This window comes from Olsenella uli, assembly GCF_901212675.1.
In the GTDB taxonomy this organism is placed as follows: Bacteria; Actinomycetota; Coriobacteriia; order Coriobacteriales; family Atopobiaceae; genus Parolsenella; species Parolsenella uli_B.
Genome location: NZ_CAAKOQ010000043.1, coordinates 26,751 through 43,752, shown reverse-complemented (window position 1 = coordinate 43,752; position 17,002 = coordinate 26,751). Strand labels below are relative to the sequence as shown.

The window sequence follows — 17,002 nt, the reverse complement described above, 5'->3', positions numbered from 1 at the left end:
CCCGCAGGCTCAGCCTGCGGGCGCCCCCTTTTCGTCCTGCACAGGCTTCGCCCCCGCACGGCCCCTCCATGAGCCACGCTTCCCTCGCCCCCGCACGGACGCTGGCAACCCCAGCAAACAGCGAGAACCTCGTTAATCTCCATGCGCTTTTCGCATGGGTGTGCAATTGGGGACGTGTTCGTTTTGCACACCTGCGTTCTGCACGCCTGAGCCTGAGCCAGCGCGACGCCCGGCACCGCAGCGCCCTCCCGCCCGGGAGAGGGCAGCCGACCAACGGGTACAATCTCCTCCGTTGCCAAAGGGCCGCGAGGCCCAGGCGGGCGGCACGATCGGCAGACGCGAGGCGGGGACGGCGCATGTACACCTTCACGAGCAGGGTCAGGTTCAGCGAGATAGACGAGCGGGGCATCCTCGCGATCCCGGCGCTCGTGAACTACCTGCAGGACTGCAGCACCTTCCACTCCGAGAGCGTGGGCATGTGGCCGGAGCACGCGCGCGAAACGGGCCTCGCGTGGCTGCTGAGCGCCTGGGAGATCGAGATCGAAAGGCTGCCGCGCTTTGGCGAGGAGATTGCCGTGAGCACCTGGGCCACGGGCTTCAAGGGTCTGCGCGCCGACCGCAACTTCTGTGTCTGCGAGGCCGGCGATGCCGCTTGCGAGCACCCGCTCGTACGAGCAGACTCGAGTTGGTTCATGTTCGACTCGAAGGCCGGCCGACCCATCCGCATCCCCACCGACGAGGTGGCCCCCTACGAGAGCGACATCAAGCACGACAAGCCTCTCGACCTGCCGCCCATCCCCCGCATCCTGCGCGCCACCACGCCCGGCGAGCCGGGTGCGCCCGTCGTCGTGACGGCGGCCCACCTCGACACGAACCACCACGTCAACAACGCCCAGTACGTGAACATGGCGCTCGGCGCGCTCAGCGAGGAGCGGGGCGCGGCGGCACCCACCATCCGCTGGCTCGACGTCCACTACAGCCAGGCCGCCAAGCTGGGCGACACGATTCTCCCCCACATCCACCGCGAGCCCGATGGCTCCGCCATCGTCACCCTCGACAACGACGACGGCCGCCCATACGCCATCGTGCGGATTCGGGGATAGGGCCAGGGAGCGAGGCGGCCCCGGCCTTCTCGACGAGCGCGTCTCACCTCCTGCCGGGCGTGTCCCGCCTCCTGCCGGGCGCTTCCCAGCCCCCCCCCTGCTGGACGCATCCCTCCCTCGAGGCGGCGCATCCCGGCGCTGGTCCTCTTCCCAGCCACAAACGAACGTGCGGATAACCGAGAAAAAGGGCGAGCAACTCGCTGTTTTTCTCGGTTATCCGCACGTTCGCCGGACAACTCGGTTTTGCGCACGTTCGTTAGCAGGCTCGTTATCGCGCACACTCACGGGCAGGCCCGCAGCCGGCATAGGCCCCGGGCCACATCAAGAGGCGAGGCTGCTCCCACCCCGCACCATCGCGCAGCCCAACCCGCGACAGACCCGCGTTAAGGAGGGCCCCGGCACCATCAGTCGCCCACGAGTTCTTCGGTCGCGTCCTTCGCGACCGGAGCTGTCTGGGCGGGAGATGGATGGTGCCAGGGCCCCAACCTCACAACCAGGACCTACATCAGCTCGCACACCTGCTGCGCGAAGGCGACGGGGTCATCCGGTAGGATTCCCTCGACGAGCAGGGCCTGGTCGTAGAGAAGCCCGGCGTAGAGCGCCAGCTTGTCCTTGTCGCCGGCCTTCTCGGCAGCCTGCAGCTTGGCAAACACCGGGTGCTTCGCGTTGAGCTCGAGCACGCGCTGGGCCTTGGGCGCCTCGCTGGCATCCGGGCCGGCCGCCATGACGCGCTCCATCTCGAGCGACACGGGACCCTCGCTCGTGATGGCCACCGGGGCGTCGGTCAGGCGCGCGGACACGGCGACCTTCGTGACCTTGTCACCCAGCGCCCCCTCGATCGCCTTGAAGAGGCCCTCGTTCTCCTTGGTGGCCTCCTCGGCCTCCTTCTTCTCGTCCTCGGTGGCAAAGTCCACGTCGCCCGCCGCCACGTTCTTGAGGTCGAGTGTGCGGTCCTCCACCTCGGGCTCGGCGCCGTCGGCGACGGCCTTCTTCGCGGCCTCGGCGGCAGCCTCGTCCTCGTAGTGCTTGGGCAGGCTCTTGGCGGTGTAGCTGCGCATGGCCTGGAAGGCGAACTCGTCCACGTCGGCCGTGCAGAGCAGTACGTCATAGCCGTGGTCGAGCGCGGCCTTGACCACCGGCATCTTGGCGAGGCGGTCGCGCGAGTCGCCGGCGGCGTAGTAGACGGCCTTCTGGCCCTCGGGCATGGCCTTGGCGTACTCGGCCAGCGTCACGAGCTTGTTCTCGCGCGCGCTCCAGAAGAGCAGGAGGTCAGCCAGCTCGTCGGCCTTCTGGCCGTAGCTCTGGTAGATGCCGAACTTGAGGCCGCGGCCGAAGCTCTCGAAGAACTTCTCGTAGGCGTCGCGGTCCTGGTCGCGCATGGCCTCGAGCTCGGTCGTGACCTTCTTCTCGATGCGGTTGGCGATGGCGTGGAGCTGGCGGTTCTGCTGCAGCGTCTCACGCGAGATGTTGAGCGAGACGTCCGGCGAGTCCACGATGCCGCGCACGAAGTTGTAGTAATCGGGCAAAAGGTCGGCGCACTTCTCCATGATGAGCACGTTGGAGCTGTAGAGCGCGAGGCCCTTCTCGTAGTCCTTGCTGTAGAGGTCGAACGGCGCCTTGGCCGGCACGAACAACAGCGCGTCGTACTCGAGCGCGCCCTCGGCGTGGAAGGTGAAGGTGCGCGCCGGGTCCTCCCAGTCGTGGAAGGTGGACTTGTAGAACTCGTTGTACTCCTCCGGCTTGACGTCGGCCTTGGACTTCTTCCAGATCGGCGTCATGGAGTTGATGGTCTCGAGCTCGGTGTAGTCCTCGTACTCGGGCTTGTAGTCGTCGGGGGCGTCGTCGGGCTTGGGCTTTTGGCGGCTCTTGGTGACCATCATCTGGATGGGATGGCGCACGTAGTTGCTGTAGCGGCGGATGAGGTCCTTGAGCGTCCACTCCTCGAGGTACGAGCCATAGCGCTCGCTCTCCTGGCCGTCCGTGCCCTCCACGTCGTCCTTGAGCGTGAGGATGACGTCGGTGCCGCAGTGCTCGCGCGTGCCGTCCTCGATGGTGTAGCCCTCGAGGCCGTCGCTCTCCCACACGTGCGCCACGTCCTCGCCCCAGGCGCGCGTGACGACCTTGACCTGCTTGGCCACCATGAAGGCGGAGTAGAAGCCCACACCGAACTGGCCGATGATGTCGACGTCGTCGCCCTGGTGCTCGGCGTTGGCCTCCTTGAACTGCTCCGAGCCGGAGTGGGCGATGGTGCCCAGGTTGCTCTCGAGCTCGTCGGCCGTCATGCCGATGCCGTTGTCCGAGATGGTGAGGGTGCGGGCGTCCTTGTCGGGCGTGACGCGGATGGAGAGGCTGTCCTGGTCGAGCTTGACGTCCGGGTCGGTGAGGCTCTTGAGGTAGAGCTTGTCCTCCGCATCGGACGCGTTGGAGACGAGCTCGCGGAGGAAGATCTCCTTGTTGGTGTAGATCGAGTTGATCATGAGGTCGAGGAGCTTCTTGCTCTCTGTCTTGAACTTGCGCATGTGAGCCTCCACGTGATCTCGGGCCGGCCGCACCGACCCGTGGCCGACGCCGGGCAGGACGCGGTGGTGGCCAAACCTACTAATGATTGACTTAGATTTTATATCCCAAATGCGCGCATGTATGCAGATGGATTTTGAATCTGTCGATGGTGTGGCGCTAGGGCAGGAGCCGACGTGGGGAGAGTGCGGGACGGATGGTGCGACGGGGGCGCGACGACTCCGGGGCTTGGGTCCGTCGGCATACACCGCATACCATGCATCACGCTACGCCCAATGCCAAAAGATGCTCTTAATCTCATGCCGAACGGCCCACACCACCCGTTGCCCCCGATGGCATGCAGCCAAACCCGCCCTCGATGGGAAAACTCAAAGTGTGCACTCCGCTTTTTTGGGCAGGCGCCCAACCCTCTCTGGGAGCGGTTTCACCCTTATTTAGCTGTCAAAATGAGCCCCGATGGCAACAAAGGCCCCTCAGAAGGCCGCTCGAACGGACACTGCTATAATTAAGACGGTGCACACCTCGCGATTATAACCGCCGGACGGCCGCGCCGTTGCAACAGGCGCCCGAAGTCGCATGATGTTTTAAACCTCCGCGGCAAATGACGGTATGCGCACTCGGCCACACTGATACGCGCAGACGCACCCGCACCAGGCTGAGCACACCAGGGCTTACGCGCCGCGGGGCGCCAGCGCCATGCCTCGCGCCAAGGCCCACTCACGTCCAGACACACCTCGCGGCGCCGCCCCAAGCGCCCCGAACCCCGAACAAAGGCCACGCCCCCTACCCCAGCGCAGCGGCAAACAGCAGCACAACGGTGGGCATCACGGCCACGGCGCACACGGCGCGAATAATCTGGATGGCCGCGATCTTGGCAAGGTCAGCATTGAGGTCGGCCGCGATGAGGGCCATGTCGAACGCCCCGCCCGGAGCCCTCGCAAACATCGCGCTCTTGACGTCAAACAGGCGGCAGTGCCGGCCGATCTGCGTGAACAGGAAGTTGACCAGCCAATAGCTCACGAACAGCAACAGCACCGGCACCACCGAGGCCGACGCGCTGGAGAAGGTCTCGGCGGCGGTCGTAGACCCTACGAGCGAGCGGGCTAGCAGCAGCGCGTTTATCGTGAGCATGGAAAAGAGGATAAGCACCGGGGCGATGAGCTTACGCGCTTTTGCGAGGTCACGGCGCCGCACACTCATCGCGATGGAGGCGCCCGAGATCGACTGGGCAAAGACGCGCACCTCGGCCAGCATGCTCGCAGGGCCAAACAGTGCGTTGGTGATACCCGCGGCCAGCATGCTGTCGAGCATCGCGGGGGCGGACAGGCCGAGCCTGCGAGCGACGAGCCAGCCTGCGACCCCTATGAGCAGCGTGAGCGCAACTGCCAGCACAGCGACTCCCTCAGCCCGAAAACCAATGTGGAGGTGCTGCGTTGATTGTACCGTGCCTAGGCCAAGCTACCCCAGCCAGCGGGCATGCCATCCTGTCCTCATCGTGTTCCGTTTTGGCATACCTGCGGTGAGACGAACGGGGCGGCGGCAGGAGCTGAGGGGTGCAGGCCGGGAAAGCCACGAGGGCGAGGCGGCGCCCACGCTGCACAAAGGGGCCGGCATGCGAATCGAGGCGCACGCCGGCACTCGAACCGATCTCCCACAACGGGATGTGAGCCTGTGCCCTCGAACCGATCTCCAGTGACGACGGCCTGAGTCCGCGCGCCTGGACGAACCTACTCGCCGCAGCCGGAGGCGATGAAGGCGACGAGCGCCTCGACGGCCCGCCGCTCGGCGTCGCCCTCGGCGCTCACCTCGACTTCGTTGCCCAGGCTCACCTGGGCTGTCATCACGGCGATCATGGACTTGGCGTCCTTGGCGTCGCCGCCCTTGGTGACGTTCTTGATCCGTACGGCGCACCCATACTCGTTGGCCTTCGTCGCAAGCAGCGCCGCGGGGCGCGCATGCAGGCCGGCCGGATTCACAACGGTAACGGTCTCGCTATACATGGAGAGCTCCTTACGAGGTTGCAAAGGGTGTCAGGATGAATGGGGAGGGCGTCAGCGGCATCAAACGCGCAGGGACACGCAGCCGTGCGCGCCAGCCACGCGCCACCGTGCGACGCGCGCCCTGCGGCCCCTAGGCCGTGAGCGGGTGCCCCTCGGCCGGGACCACGCGCGTGCCGGCCACGTAGTCGTGAAGCGCCCGGTGCGCGGGCAGCGCAAAGGCCAGCACGGCCGACACCGCCGTGATCACGAGGCCCGCCCACTCCCAGTAGAAGTTCACGTCGACACGAGTGATAAGCACCGCGAGCTCGCGCAGGTAGCGGGCGGCCACAAAGCCGCTGCCCTCCAGCACCAGCCCCACCAAAACCTGCCGCACGAGCAGCCGGCCCAGGCCCACCGTCGCGTCGCCCGGCCCCACCACGCGCAGCTTGGCCACGCGCTTGCCAGGCGTCTGTCCCGGCCACACGACCCACGGAACCACCACGAAGTAGGCCACCGCGCAGGCCAGGCACGCCACGGCCACGGCCACGCCCACCGCCTGCGGATAGCCCGTGGCCTCAAAGTCGTACAGCGTGCCCAGCATCGAGCCGTCGCGCCGCAGGGCCGCGAATGCCAAAACCGCAGGCAGGCCGCTCACGATGCCGCCCAGCGCCCAGTCGATCACGTAGGCGTACAGCCGCGACGCCGGGGGCGCCGCCGGCAGCTCGCGACGCTTGACCGTGCGCGCCGCCGCCCGCCGTCCCACGACTAGCGCACCTCCAGCACGCGCAGCACCTTACTCGTAGCGTTGAGCGGGCGCGCCACGCCGTCCATCAACAAGACGTCGTCCTCGATGCGCACCCCTCCCACGCCCGGCAGGTACACTCCCGGCTCGCACGACATGATCATGCGGTTGTCGAGCACAATCTGGCCGCTCTGGTTGAGCAGGGGCAGGTCGCCGCCCAAGCCAATGCCGTGGCCCAGGCCGTGAGTGAAGTACTCCCCGTAGCCTGCCTGCGTGATGACCGCGCGCGCCGCGGCGTCGACGTCGCGGGCGAGCGCCCCCACGCGGATGGCATCGATGCCGGCGAGGTTGGCGGCCAGTACGGCCTCGTACGCGCGCCGCAACTCGTCGGTGGGTTCGCCCAAAAAGCACACGCGCGTCATGTCAGACTGGTAGCCCGCCAGCTGCACGCCAAAGTCGATGAGGATGGGCTCGTGGGCGCAGATCTTGCGCTCGGTGGGACGGCCGTGCGGCATAGCGCTGCGCGGACCGGTGGCCACAATCGTATCGAACGACATGCCGTCGGCGCCGGCTGCAATCGCGTAATACTGCAAAAGGGCCGACACCTCGTACTCGGTCATGCCCACGTGCAGCTCGTCGACCACGCGCGCATAGATGTCATCGGCCGCGTCCACGGCGCGCTGCACGGCCGCAATCTCGGCATCGTCCTTGCGGATGCGCATCTGGGCCGTCTCGTCGCCCAACAGGCGCAGCTCCACGCCCAGGCCCTGCAGGCGCTGCCATTCGGGCACGAGCACCTCGGAGGCCTCCACGGCCAGCGTGGCGCACCCCAGCTCGCCCAGCACCTCGGCAAGCGGCTCGAGGAAGCTCGTGCCCTGGGCATGAACGCGCAGCGTGAGGTCGTGCTCGCGCTCCTGCGCCTCCACGAGGTAACGGCCGTCGCAGATGAGGTAGCCGGCATTCGGCGTGATGAGCACCTTGCAGCCGCTGCCCGTGAGCGTGCCCAAGTAGCGCTTCATCACCTTACTCTTGACGAGAAAGGCGTCGAGACCGTTGTCGGCGAGAAAGGCGCGGATGTTCTCAACGTGGGCGTTCATGGACCCCCCAATTGGTAGTCGCGAATATGCGGCGGTGCGGTGGCGCGGCAAGACGGTGCAGTACGGCAGTGCGGTACAGCAGTGCGGTGGCGGTGGAGCGGCCGGGCAGGGCGGCGATGGGCGCGTACAGTGGCACGGCGATCGCTAGGCCTGCGTCGTCAGACGCCAGGCGCGAAAGCCGCCCGTCGGGCCAACGCGACACGCGCGGGCCCACGGACGCCCTCGTCCGCAGGCCCGCATCCGCGTCAGAAGTCCAGGTCGAGGTCTTCGATCAGCGCCTCATCCTCGGCAGACACCTCGGACGCCGCGGATCCGGCGGCCAGCTCGGCGGCAACGCGCGCCTCTTCTGCCAGCGCACGGCGCTCGTAGACCTTGCAGAACGGCCCGTAGGCGACGATCGCGAGCGCGAGCTGCACCACGTTGGCCACGATGGAGCGCCAGTCGAAATTGGTGAGATAGCCCTCGAGGAACACGCCCACATACGGTGGCGTAAAAGTGGAGCAGTCCAACCAGCCCCAGCTCATAAACCAGAACGGTATAGAGGAGATGATACCGCCAAAGAGCACGAACGGGATGAACATGATCGGGTTGAGCACGATGGGCGCGCCAAACAGGATGGGCTCGTTGACGCCAAACAGCGAAGGGATGAAGGCGATCTTGCCGATCTCGCGCTGGGCCTTGGACTTGGAGAACAGGAACCAGATCACCACGCCCATGGTCACGCCCAGACCGGTGAAGCCACCAAAGCCCGACATCGGACCGGGGGTGAAGATATGGGTAGCCACGCCGCCGGCCTGCACCGCGGCGATGTTCTCGGCCAAGAACTGCGTGGCGATGGGCATCACGATCGGCGAGAGCACCGACGGGTGGATGCCAAAGAAGAAGATAAAGCAGCGCAGCATGTGGTAGAACGTGACCGCGATGGGGCTGTCCATGGAGCCCACGAGCGGCGCCAGCACCATCGTGAAAATCTGCGAGGGCATGATGCCCAGCACACCGTTGCAAAAGATGCGGATGGCAAGGAACACCGCGATGACGATTGCCGTGACGGGAATCACCTCAAACGAGCTGGAGATGAAGTCAGGCACGGTCTCGGGCATCTTGATCGTGAAGTTGCGCTTCTTGCACCAACGGTACACCTCCACGGCCACGATCGCGCCAAACATCGATACGAACAGGCCCTTGGAGCCCAGCTGTCCCAGCGAGATACCACCGGCCTCGTCCATCTCGAGCGACAGCAGCAAAAACGCCACGAGCGCCATCGACAGCGAGCCGGGCACGTCGAGCTCGTAGGAGCGGGCCAGGTGGTAGGCGATCACGGCCGCCACGAACACCGACATGAGGCCCATCGACACGTTGTAGGCGAGGTCGAAGTACTGCGTGTTGGCCAAGATCCACACCGAGATGGGGTTGGCCTCGCCGATCATGTTGGGGATGGCGGCCGGGATCAGGCAGAAAGAGCCGATGAGCAGAAGCGGCGTCATGGCCACCATAGCTTTCTTCACCGCGCCAAGGTGGCGCTGCTTGTCGACCTTCTCGGCAATGGGGCCGAGGTACTTGTTGAGTAGCTCCTCGAAGCGGTCGAAGCCGCCCTTCTTTTGGGCGACCGGTGCGGTGTCGGACATCGGAAACCTCCTTGGAAGCGATGGGATGCGGCGCGGCTAGTTGGTGCCCTCGGCGGTCTCGCGGGCCAGGTCGGCCTTGCGCTTGGCAATAAGAACCTGCTTGAGGACCGTGGCGCCATCCATCTTGCCGTAGATCTCCTGGCTCACGATGACGTAGGGGATGTGGCGCGGCTCGATGAGCGGGCGGATCGACTCGAGCTTGTGCGCCACCTGCGGCCCCATGATCAGGGCGTCCATGTGGTCGACCTCCTGGTCGAGCAGGTCAGCGGCGATGGCCTTGAGCTCAAAGTCTTCGTCGTTGAGCTTGGCGCTTTCGTGGATGGTGGACTTGATGCGGTCCATGAGCATGGTGGTGGAGAAGCCACCCGCGCAGCACAGGACGATCCTCATCTTTGCCATGGTCGTACCTTCCTTCCCTTTGTCGCGGGGCGAGGGCCCCGCACGGTCCACGTTGCCGGGGCGCCGAGGTGGCGCCGGGTGGTGCAGGCGTTACGGATAGGCGCGGGCGCACCTGCCGGGCGCGGGCGCCGGGCGAGCTCGGAGGCCCTAGGCGGAGCCGCAGGCCGCGTCGCGGTCCTCCAGGATCGCCACGAGCTCGGCAGCCATGTCGCGGGCGAGCTGGGCGCACATGTAGTGGTCTTGCGCGTGGACGGTCAACAGGCTCGCGCCCTCGTCGCCGCCAGTGAGCGCAGCCGTGATGAGCTGGGTCTGCGCCTCGTGGGCTTTGAGGTCGATGGCCTTGGCCTCTTCGAGGGCCGCGTGGGCGGCGGCGTAGTCGCGCCTCCGTGCGCAGGAGATGGCCTCGAACGCCTTGGCCTTGCTGGCACCTGCAGACGAGATAATCTCCATTACCTGAAGTTCGTTGGTGCCCATGGCACTTCCTTTCGATTCCTGGCCCCTCAGGGCAAGCGTGTCGTGGCAGATGCGTGCGCGCGGACAGCGCACGAGGGAGCGGCAGCCACCGAGCGCACGGGGCGGCCCGCCACGCCTGCGACCACGCACCTAGTCGAAGCTGCACAGGCGTTCGTAGGTGGCGCGGTCGAACGAGGTAGCCAGCGCGCACACGAGGTCGACAGCGGCGTCGAGGTCGCCCCCGCGCATCACCGACCACGAGCCGTGGCAGTAGCGCACCGGCACACCGATCACGCAGGCCAGCTTGCCGTCGCCCACGAGGTGTGCGGTGCCGGCGTCGGTGCCGCCGCCCTTGAACATGTCGCGCTGGAAGGGCACGCCGGCGGCTTCGGCCGTATCGACCACGTGGTGCAACAGGCGCTCGTTGGGCACGTGCATGCGGTCGTAGTGCACCACCATCGGGCCGTGGCCCAGCTTGCGCTGGTTCTCCCACGTGCGGGTGAACTCGGGCGCGTTAGCAATGTCGACGGGAATCACGATGTCGGCGTCGAGGTGCGCCGTGGCGGTCTGGGCGCCGCGGCAGCCCACCTCCTCGCTGCTCGAGCCGGTAAACCACAGCTCGGCGGCGTGCCCGGTGGCGGCCAGGCGGCGCATGGCCTCGATCACCACGTACACGCCGGCGCGGTCGTCAAAGGCCTTGCCCAGCAGGATGTCGGTGTCGGGCTGCGGGGCGCACGTCGCGTCAAAGACGCCCCAGTCGCCCACCTGGATGCCCAGCGCGTAGACCTCCTCGGCCGTCTCACAGCCAAAGTCGATGTAGAGGTCAGTGGGCGCGCCGTCGGCGTCGCGCTTGGCAAACAGGGCGCCGCGCACCTTGGCACCCGAGCGGGTAGTGATGCGTACGAGCTGACTGTCCACACTGTTCTTGCGCGGGTTGCCCACGCCGATCACGTGCACCATGCCGATGTCGGAGATGTAGCGCACCATGAAGCCGGCCTCGTCCATGTGCCCACAGACAAGCACGCGCACGGGGTTATCCTCGGTGCCGGCACTCTTGAACATGACGCTGCCCAGTTGGTCGAAGGTCACCTCGTCGGCAAGCGCGTCGAGCTCGTCATGCATCACGGCACGCACCTCGTGCTCGCGACAGGCGATTGCGTCAGCGTTGCTCAGACGGCAGATCAGGCCCTCGTTCATAGGCTCCTCCTCGGATCGGGGCGCGGCGGTCGGCCGCAGGTCCATGCCCGGCTGCGAGGCGCGCCCAACTTCAATCTGCTTGCAGTCTAGGCACGAGCGCAGCTCATGGCTGTATCGACCCTTGCACGCCCGCGGTGCAACGCGCAGCCCCGTTGCACGCCTGCGGTGCAGGGTCCGTGACGCCGGCGCGCCGCAAACGCCCTAGCATGAAGGGCGGCGCAGGGTCGCGCGCGGACGGGGCCCACAGTGCGCCCGCACAACGCCGGCGAGCACCCGGGCCACATGCGCCGTACACGCCGCGCCCGAGCCAGACAGGGCCGCCGACCGACGGCCCGCCCAAGCCCAAGGAGGCAGCATGGCCGAGACCTTCGACTTCGACGTGATGGCCGACCGCAGCGTCGACCACGCCCGCAAGTGGGACGCACAGATCATCGAGCAAAAGTTTCCCGGCACCCCACGCGACTTCATCCCCATGTGGATCGCCGACATGGACTTTCCCGCCGCCCCCTGTGTGCGCGAGGCGCTGACGCGCGTGGCCACCAACGGCGCCTTCGGCTACACGTCGGCCCACGACGGCTTCTACGACGCCGTGATCTCGTGGCAAAGCCGGCGCCACCACAACGAGGTGCAGCGCGACTGGATCACGCTCACGTACGGTTGCGTCTCCACCTTCCATTACCTGTACCAGGCGTTTTGTCAGCCCAACGACTGCGTGATCCTCAACACGCCGGTCTACGACCCGTTTGGCTACGCCGCGCGGCACAACGGAGTGCGCGTGATCTCCAGCCCGCTCGTCTACGAGGACCGGCGCTACACGATTGACTTCGACCTGCTCGACGCGCAGATGGCCGCCGAGCACCCCAAGGTCTACCTGCTGTGCTCGCCGCACAACCCGGCCGGCCGCGTGTGGAGCGCAGACGAGCTCACGCGCGCCGCCGAGCTGTGCCGACGCCACCAGGTGCTGCTCGTGGTCGACGAGGTGCACTCCGAGCACGTCTTTGCCGGCACGTTCACCTCGGCGCTGCAGCTCGATGTTGGTTACCTCAACACCCTCGTGGTGCTCACCTCGCCCAACAAGGGATTTAACCTGGGCGGCCTCAAGACGTCCTACGCGATTATCCCCAACGAGGCGCTGCGGCGCACCTTCCGCCACCGGCTGGAGATGAACTCGATCACCTCGCCCAACGTGTTTGGCTGCGCGGCGATCATAGCGGCCTACAACGAGGGCGCGACCTGGCTCGACGCCGTGACGGCCTACCTGGGAGAGTCGTACCGCCAGCTGGCCACCTTTGTGGAGACTAACATGGAAGGCTGGGAGGTCATGCCGATGACGGCGTCGTACCTGCCGTGGATCAACGTGGCCGGCACGGGCCACGACGGCGGGCAGATCACGCGCCACATGGCGCGCGAGGCCGGCGTGATCATCGAGGACGGGTCGCACTACGTGGCTGGCGGCAACGACTTCGTGCGGCTCAACGTGGGCATGCCGCGCCGCCTCGTCATGGAGTGCCTCGAGCGTATGGCCGCGCATCAGCTCGTGGGCTAACGCAGAGTGACCCCGCGCTCGCCAGGCCGCATGTGGCAAGTGCGCATCCAAAAAAGGCGCCACCCGGAAGTCAGGCTTTCCGGGTGGCGTTTTTTGCGCAGCAGGCGAGCTGAGGCAGGCGAGCGAGGCCGAGAAGGGCAACCGGGCGGGCGCGGTCCAGGCAGGTGGCCGGGCGGGCAGGTGCACCCTACACGTAGGAAAGCAGCGCCTCGATAAAGCCCTCGTAGTCGTGGGCACGGGCGATGGCGCGCACCGCGCCGGGACTGCTCAGCACGCCGGCGATGTGGTCGAAGATGTCGCGGAAGAAGGCACGGTCAGCGCGGCGGATCGCCAGCATCACCACGAGGTAGACCACCGAGCCGTCCCACGAGATGCCCTTGGGGAACAGCGCCACCGACACGGCCGTGCGACGCGCGTCCATGTCGACGGGATGCGGCATCGCGATGTCGCCGTAGACGCTCGAAGCCATGCGCTCGCGCTCGAGGAGCCGCTCGCCAAAGTCGGCGAAGGCGTAGCCGCCCGCCACGAGCGCCTCGCTCATCGACAGGAGCAGGTCGCGCCAGTCGACCGCGGCCAGCTGGATCGCAAAGAACTCCTTCGAGAAAAACGAGCGCATCCCCCACTCGAGCGCGGAGCGGCGTCGGACACGCATCAGCGAGCGCACGCGTTCGGACACCGCCTCGAGGTCGCGATGGCTCAAGAACGGCGAGACGGACACCACCGGCACCGGGTAGCCCGGCGCCACCGGCACGCTCGAGACCAACAGGTCGATGCCCGAGGGGTCGGCGATGTCGGCCACCGATGACACCACGCCGTCAATCACCACGCGCGAGCGCAGCTCACGGGAGAAGTCGTCAAGGCGCCCGGCGTCGGTGGCGTTGTGGCGCAGGCTCACGAACACTGCGTGGAGCTTGTCGGCGTTGGCCTGCTGCTCCTCGGCCAGGCAGCCCACGTGCAGGGCGATGTAGGCGATCTCGTCCTCGGCCACCTGGATACCGGTGGCCTCCTGCACCTCGCCGGCCACGAATACGGCCACCTCGTAGATGAAGGGGCAGCCCTCCTTGATGTCGCGAAGTTGCGGATTTCTCAGCCACATGCCCTGACGGCTGCGCGACAGCAGGTTAGCCAGGTGCAGGGAGAAGCGCAGTTGGAAGTCGCGGTCGGAGAAGTCGAGGCCGTACTCGTCGCGCACGCGCAGCTCGATGCCACCAAACAGCTCAAGCGCCGCGCGAAACTCGGGGTCGTCGGGAGCCTCGCCGCCGGAGTTGATGAGGTTGGCCGACAGCATGAGGCGCAGCGACTCCATGTCACCCGCCGAGATCCCCACGCCGCACACGTCTTCGATGACCGCGCGCACGCGCACCACGAGGGCGTCGAGCGCTTGGTCGTCATGATGGGCGCCAGCCAGCTTGGCGCGCACCGTGGCCCCTGCGCCGGGCGCAAAGCCGTTAAGCGTCCGCTCGGCAAAGATAGCAATATGCAGGATGAGGTTGGACAGCGCATAGCCGTTGATGTAGTAGCCGGCGTCGCGCAGACAGCCGTCCACCCGGCGCTGCAGGGCCGGCAGGTCAAGGCGCGGAAAGTACTGGTTGATAAGGTCGACCTGGGTGAAGAAGCCCTTCGTCTCATCAAAGATGAGCTGGCTCACGAGCTTCTTCTCCCTGGCGGGCGAGCCATACACAAACAGTCGGCCGGCGCGCTGGCACAGCGTAAGGCCATAGCCCGCAAGCTCGCGCTTTATGGGAACGAGCTCATTGTCGAGCGTGGCCAACGAGATGCACAGTCGCCCGGCCAGCTCCTCGGCCGACACATCGCGGTGGCGCATGAGCAAGTCGAACAGGATCTGGCGCTTGCGCTCCTCGGCCGTCTGCGGCACGTCGGCGACGGCCGGGACGAGCAGCTCGGCGGCGCGGCCGGCGTCCGCGAGCCGGTAGCCCTTGCCGCTGGCCTCCACGAGCCCCGGCGTCTGGCGGTTGAGCGCCGCGACATCGCTCTTCACCGTTCTCGGCGAGCAGCCGAGCTCCGAGGCGAGCGCGAACGCCGTGGTCCACGTCGCACTGCTCTGCAGGATTGCGACAAGCTGTTGCGTGCGTTGCTGCCCCATACCGCCCCTCTTGCCCCCACTGACACAGCCATTATGCCCCCTCTGCGCTTTCGCACAAGTCATGCCTGGGTGCGACGGACACGCTTGGCGCCGCCCGAGGGCGGCGCGCGGGTGCGCGACATCGGGACTGGAGTGGCCCGATGCTATGGGTGACAGTTCAGGGCACCATGGGCTCTCATCCGCGACACAGCGCAGCGGTGCGCTCGTAGCGCTATGTGCGCCGGGGCCGCTGGCCGGCGCTGCGGCATCACGGGGGCGTCACGGGCCCCGGTACGTCCCCAACTGCACCCCCAACTGCACTCGCGCGCAGGCGCTAGCGACGACGGCGGCGGTTGCGGCCCCAGATGTCCTTGAGCACGGCCAGCGCGATAGCGAAGGCAATTACGTAGCAGATGAACGCGAAGGCCGGCACGTCAAAGAGGGTGAAGCGCGCCTCAGCGCCCCGTCCGCTCATCACCACGGCGCTCGCCGCGATGAGGAAGCCCACGCACAGCACGCCCATCGTGAGGCGATCGGCGATGTGCGAGAGGTCCTCGATCGGGTCCTCGGAGCCCACGAAGTCCATGTTGAGCTTGAGCTGCCCGCGCGTGAGCATGCTCATGGCAAGCTCCGCCTGCGCGGCCGCGCCCAGAAGGCCCTTTGCGGCGGCCCTGCCGCGAATCGCGAGCTCGCCCACGTCGTGCTTGGCCTTTGCGCGCCGGTCGGTGTGCGCGCGGATGTGCTGCGAGATGATCTCGACCATGTTGACGCCGGGCAGGAACTCATCGAGCACACCCTCGAGCGTCACGAGGCCGCGCGCCATGCTCGTGATCTGGCCCGGCAGCTCGATGCCGTTGCGGCGGGCCAGTTGGACGATGTCGCCGAGAAACGCCGGCAGGTCGAGGTCGGAGAGGTTGACCGTGCCAAACTCGTCGACCACCTCGTCGAGGTCGGCCAAAAGCTCGGCGTGGTCGACGTCCTCCGGCGAGGTGGACGAGAGGCGCAAAAGGGCGCTCTTGAGCTTGGGCGTGTCGCGCTCGGCCACGGAGAAGATCATGTCGCGCATGATGCGGCGCAGGCTCGGCGAGAGGCGCCCCGTGATCCCCAGGTCGAGGAACACGATCTGCCCGCCCTTGACCACGATGTTTCCGGGGTGCGGGTCGGCGTGGAAGAAGCCGTCGTCCAGAAGCTGCGAGGCATAGTTGTCGACGAGCTTGGTGCCGATCTCGTTGAGGTCGTAGCCGGCGTCGATGAGGCGGGCCGGCTTGGAGATAGTGATGCCGTCGATGTACTCCATCACCACGACGTGCTTGGTGCAGAGGCCCATGTAGGGCTTGGGGCAGGTGACGAACTTGCAGTCCTCGTTGTTGCGGCGGAACTCCTCGAGGTTGCGCGCCTCCACGAGGAAGTCGGTCTCCTCGCGGAAGGTCTCCCAGAGCTCCTCCACCACGTCGGTGAGGTTCAGGAACTGGTCGCCCTTGACGAAGGGCAGGAGATGCCGCACGAGCGAGCGCATGATGTCGATGTCCTGCGCCATCACCTCCTGGACGTGCGGGCGCTGCACCTTCACGGCCACGTCGGCCCCGCTGGCGAGGCGCGCCCGGTGCACCTGCGCCACCGAGGCCGAGCCCAGCGGATGCTCGCCGATGGCGTCGAAGATGGTGTCGAGGCTCGTGCCGTACTCCTGCTCGAGCACGGCGATGACCGTCTCGTAGGGCATGGGCTCGGCGTCGGAACGCAGCTTGGTGAGCTCGCGGCAGAAGCGCTCGGGCAAGATCTCGGAGCGCATGGAGAGGATCTGGCCGGCCTTCACGAAGGTGGGACCCAGCTCCTCGAGCAGGCGGCGGAACTTGACGGGCGTGATGCCGCGGAACACGTCGTACTTGCGCACGATGCCAAAGATCTGCAGCAGGCGCGCGTGGCGGCGCTTGCGCGAGATGCCGTAGCGGCTCGCATCGTCCCTGCGCATGCCGCGCAAGAGGCTGATGGAGACCGAGTCGTCGCCCTCGAGGTCACCCTCCACGCCGGTGAGCGCAGCCTCCCACATGGCGTCCTCGGAGGCGCCGTCCGCAGGGGCGCCCACGCCAACCGCGCCAGACGCGCCGGTCGCGCCCCGCCCGGACGACACCGTGCCGGCGTCGCCATGGGGGATGTCCATGCGAGCGCGAGCCCCGGACGAGCCCGGCGCAATGTCCCGCGGTGCCGGGCCAGCCGGCACCGCAGCCTTGTCGACCTTGTTGGAAGAGCCCTCTGCCACGCGG

At 67.0% G+C, this 17,002-nt stretch carries 13 protein-coding genes; 2 read left to right on the top strand and 11 right to left on the bottom strand.

Annotation, left to right across the window (positions count from 1 at the left end; translation table 11 throughout):
* Nucleotides 1–356: 356 nt before the first annotated feature.
* Nucleotides 357–1,103 carry an acyl-[acyl-carrier-protein] thioesterase gene (locus tag EFAMC1_RS07530; RefSeq protein WP_187324605.1) on the top strand — a complete coding sequence of 249 codons (747 nt, stop codon included), beginning with the start codon at nucleotides 357–359 and terminating at the stop codon, nucleotides 1,101–1,103.
* 500 nt (nucleotides 1,104–1,603) lie between these two features.
* Here EFAMC1_RS07530 and htpG read toward each other — a convergent pair whose 3' ends face one another.
* The 9 genes from htpG to EFAMC1_RS07485 all read right to left on the bottom strand — a co-directional run bounded on the left by htpG (nucleotide 1,604) and on the right by EFAMC1_RS07485 (nucleotide 11,112).
* A complete protein-coding gene (gene htpG, locus EFAMC1_RS07525; protein ID WP_154053681.1) occupies nucleotides 1,604–3,622 on the bottom strand; it encodes a molecular chaperone HtpG in 2,019 nt (672 codons plus the stop codon).
* A gap of 781 nt (nucleotides 3,623–4,403) precedes the next feature.
* Nucleotides 4,404–5,012 carry an AbrB family transcriptional regulator gene (locus EFAMC1_RS07520; protein ID WP_154053680.1) on the bottom strand — a complete coding sequence of 203 codons (609 nt, stop codon included), beginning with the start codon at nucleotides 5,010–5,012 and terminating at the stop codon, nucleotides 4,404–4,406.
* A gap of 335 nt (nucleotides 5,013–5,347) precedes the next feature.
* Nucleotides 5,348–5,620 (bottom strand): HPr family phosphocarrier protein, encoded by a 273-nt coding sequence (locus EFAMC1_RS07515; protein ID WP_154053679.1) that lies wholly within the window; start codon nucleotides 5,618–5,620, stop codon nucleotides 5,348–5,350.
* A gap of 130 nt (nucleotides 5,621–5,750) precedes the next feature.
* On the bottom strand, nucleotides 5,751–6,362 hold the full coding sequence (locus EFAMC1_RS07510) for an RDD family protein (protein WP_154053678.1): 612 nt from the start codon (nucleotides 6,360–6,362) through the stop codon (nucleotides 5,751–5,753).
* Between the two features lie 2 nt (nucleotides 6,363–6,364).
* Nucleotides 6,365–7,438: a M24 family metallopeptidase gene (locus EFAMC1_RS07505; protein WP_154053677.1), complete on the bottom strand. Its 1,074-nt coding sequence runs from the start codon at nucleotides 7,436–7,438 to the stop codon at nucleotides 6,365–6,367.
* Nucleotides 7,439–7,683: 245 nt separating this feature from the next.
* The gene (locus tag EFAMC1_RS07500; RefSeq protein ID WP_154053676.1) at nucleotides 7,684–9,063 is read right to left on the bottom strand and encodes a PTS sugar transporter subunit IIC; all 1,380 of its coding nucleotides are present in this window, start codon (nucleotides 9,061–9,063) and stop codon (nucleotides 7,684–7,686) included.
* Between the two features lie 36 nt (nucleotides 9,064–9,099).
* Complete coding sequence (locus EFAMC1_RS07495) at nucleotides 9,100–9,462, bottom strand: PTS sugar transporter subunit IIB (protein WP_154053675.1); 363 nt, start codon at nucleotides 9,460–9,462, stop codon at nucleotides 9,100–9,102.
* Between the two features lie 147 nt (nucleotides 9,463–9,609).
* Nucleotides 9,610–9,936: a PTS lactose/cellobiose transporter subunit IIA gene (locus EFAMC1_RS07490; RefSeq protein ID WP_154053674.1), complete on the bottom strand. Its 327-nt coding sequence runs from the start codon at nucleotides 9,934–9,936 to the stop codon at nucleotides 9,610–9,612.
* A 129-nt stretch (nucleotides 9,937–10,065) separates the two neighbouring features.
* A complete protein-coding gene (locus EFAMC1_RS07485) occupies nucleotides 10,066–11,112 on the bottom strand; it encodes a M20/M25/M40 family metallo-hydrolase (protein WP_187324604.1) in 1,047 nt (348 codons plus the stop codon).
* A gap of 355 nt (nucleotides 11,113–11,467) precedes the next feature.
* Between EFAMC1_RS07485 and EFAMC1_RS07480 the strand changes: the two genes are divergently transcribed.
* Nucleotides 11,468–12,658, top strand: a complete 1,191-nt coding sequence (locus EFAMC1_RS07480; protein WP_154053672.1) for a MalY/PatB family protein — start codon at nucleotides 11,468–11,470, stop codon at nucleotides 12,656–12,658.
* A 187-nt stretch (nucleotides 12,659–12,845) separates the two neighbouring features.
* Here the strand turns inward: EFAMC1_RS07480 and EFAMC1_RS07475 are convergent, their stop codons facing one another.
* Complete coding sequence (locus EFAMC1_RS07475) at nucleotides 12,846–14,762, bottom strand: BglG family transcription antiterminator (RefSeq protein WP_187324603.1); 1,917 nt, start codon at nucleotides 14,760–14,762, stop codon at nucleotides 12,846–12,848.
* Nucleotides 14,763–15,075: 313 nt separating this feature from the next.
* Nucleotides 15,076–16,998: an ABC1 kinase family protein gene (locus EFAMC1_RS07470; RefSeq protein ID WP_154053670.1), complete on the bottom strand. Its 1,923-nt coding sequence runs from the start codon at nucleotides 16,996–16,998 to the stop codon at nucleotides 15,076–15,078.
* Nucleotides 16,999–17,002: the final 4 nt, after the last annotated feature.

What these genes read in the sequence shown, in the direction of transcription:
- EFAMC1_RS07530 (WP_187324605.1), top strand. Translation starts at nt 357, where the DNA reads ATGTACACCTTCACGAGCAGGGTCAGGTTCAGCGAGATAGACGAGCGG.
- htpG (WP_154053681.1), bottom strand. Translation starts at nt 3,622, where the DNA reads ATGCGCAAGTTCAAGACAGAGAGCAAGAAGCTCCTCGACCTCATGATC.
- EFAMC1_RS07515 (WP_154053679.1), bottom strand. Translation starts at nt 5,620, where the DNA reads ATGTATAGCGAGACCGTTACCGTTGTGAATCCGGCCGGCCTGCATGCG.
- EFAMC1_RS07505 (WP_154053677.1), bottom strand. Translation starts at nt 7,438, where the DNA reads ATGAACGCCCACGTTGAGAACATCCGCGCCTTTCTCGCCGACAACGGT.
- EFAMC1_RS07500 (WP_154053676.1), bottom strand. Translation starts at nt 9,063, where the DNA reads ATGTCCGACACCGCACCGGTCGCCCAAAAGAAGGGCGGCTTCGACCGC.
- EFAMC1_RS07495 (WP_154053675.1), bottom strand. Translation starts at nt 9,462, where the DNA reads ATGGCAAAGATGAGGATCGTCCTGTGCTGCGCGGGTGGCTTCTCCACC.
- EFAMC1_RS07490 (WP_154053674.1), bottom strand. Translation starts at nt 9,936, where the DNA reads ATGGGCACCAACGAACTTCAGGTAATGGAGATTATCTCGTCTGCAGGT.
- EFAMC1_RS07485 (WP_187324604.1), bottom strand. Translation starts at nt 11,112, where the DNA reads ATGAACGAGGGCCTGATCTGCCGTCTGAGCAACGCTGACGCAATCGCC.
- EFAMC1_RS07480 (WP_154053672.1), top strand. Translation starts at nt 11,468, where the DNA reads ATGGCCGAGACCTTCGACTTCGACGTGATGGCCGACCGCAGCGTCGAC.
- EFAMC1_RS07475 (WP_187324603.1), bottom strand. Translation starts at nt 14,762, where the DNA reads ATGGGGCAGCAACGCACGCAACAGCTTGTCGCAATCCTGCAGAGCAGT.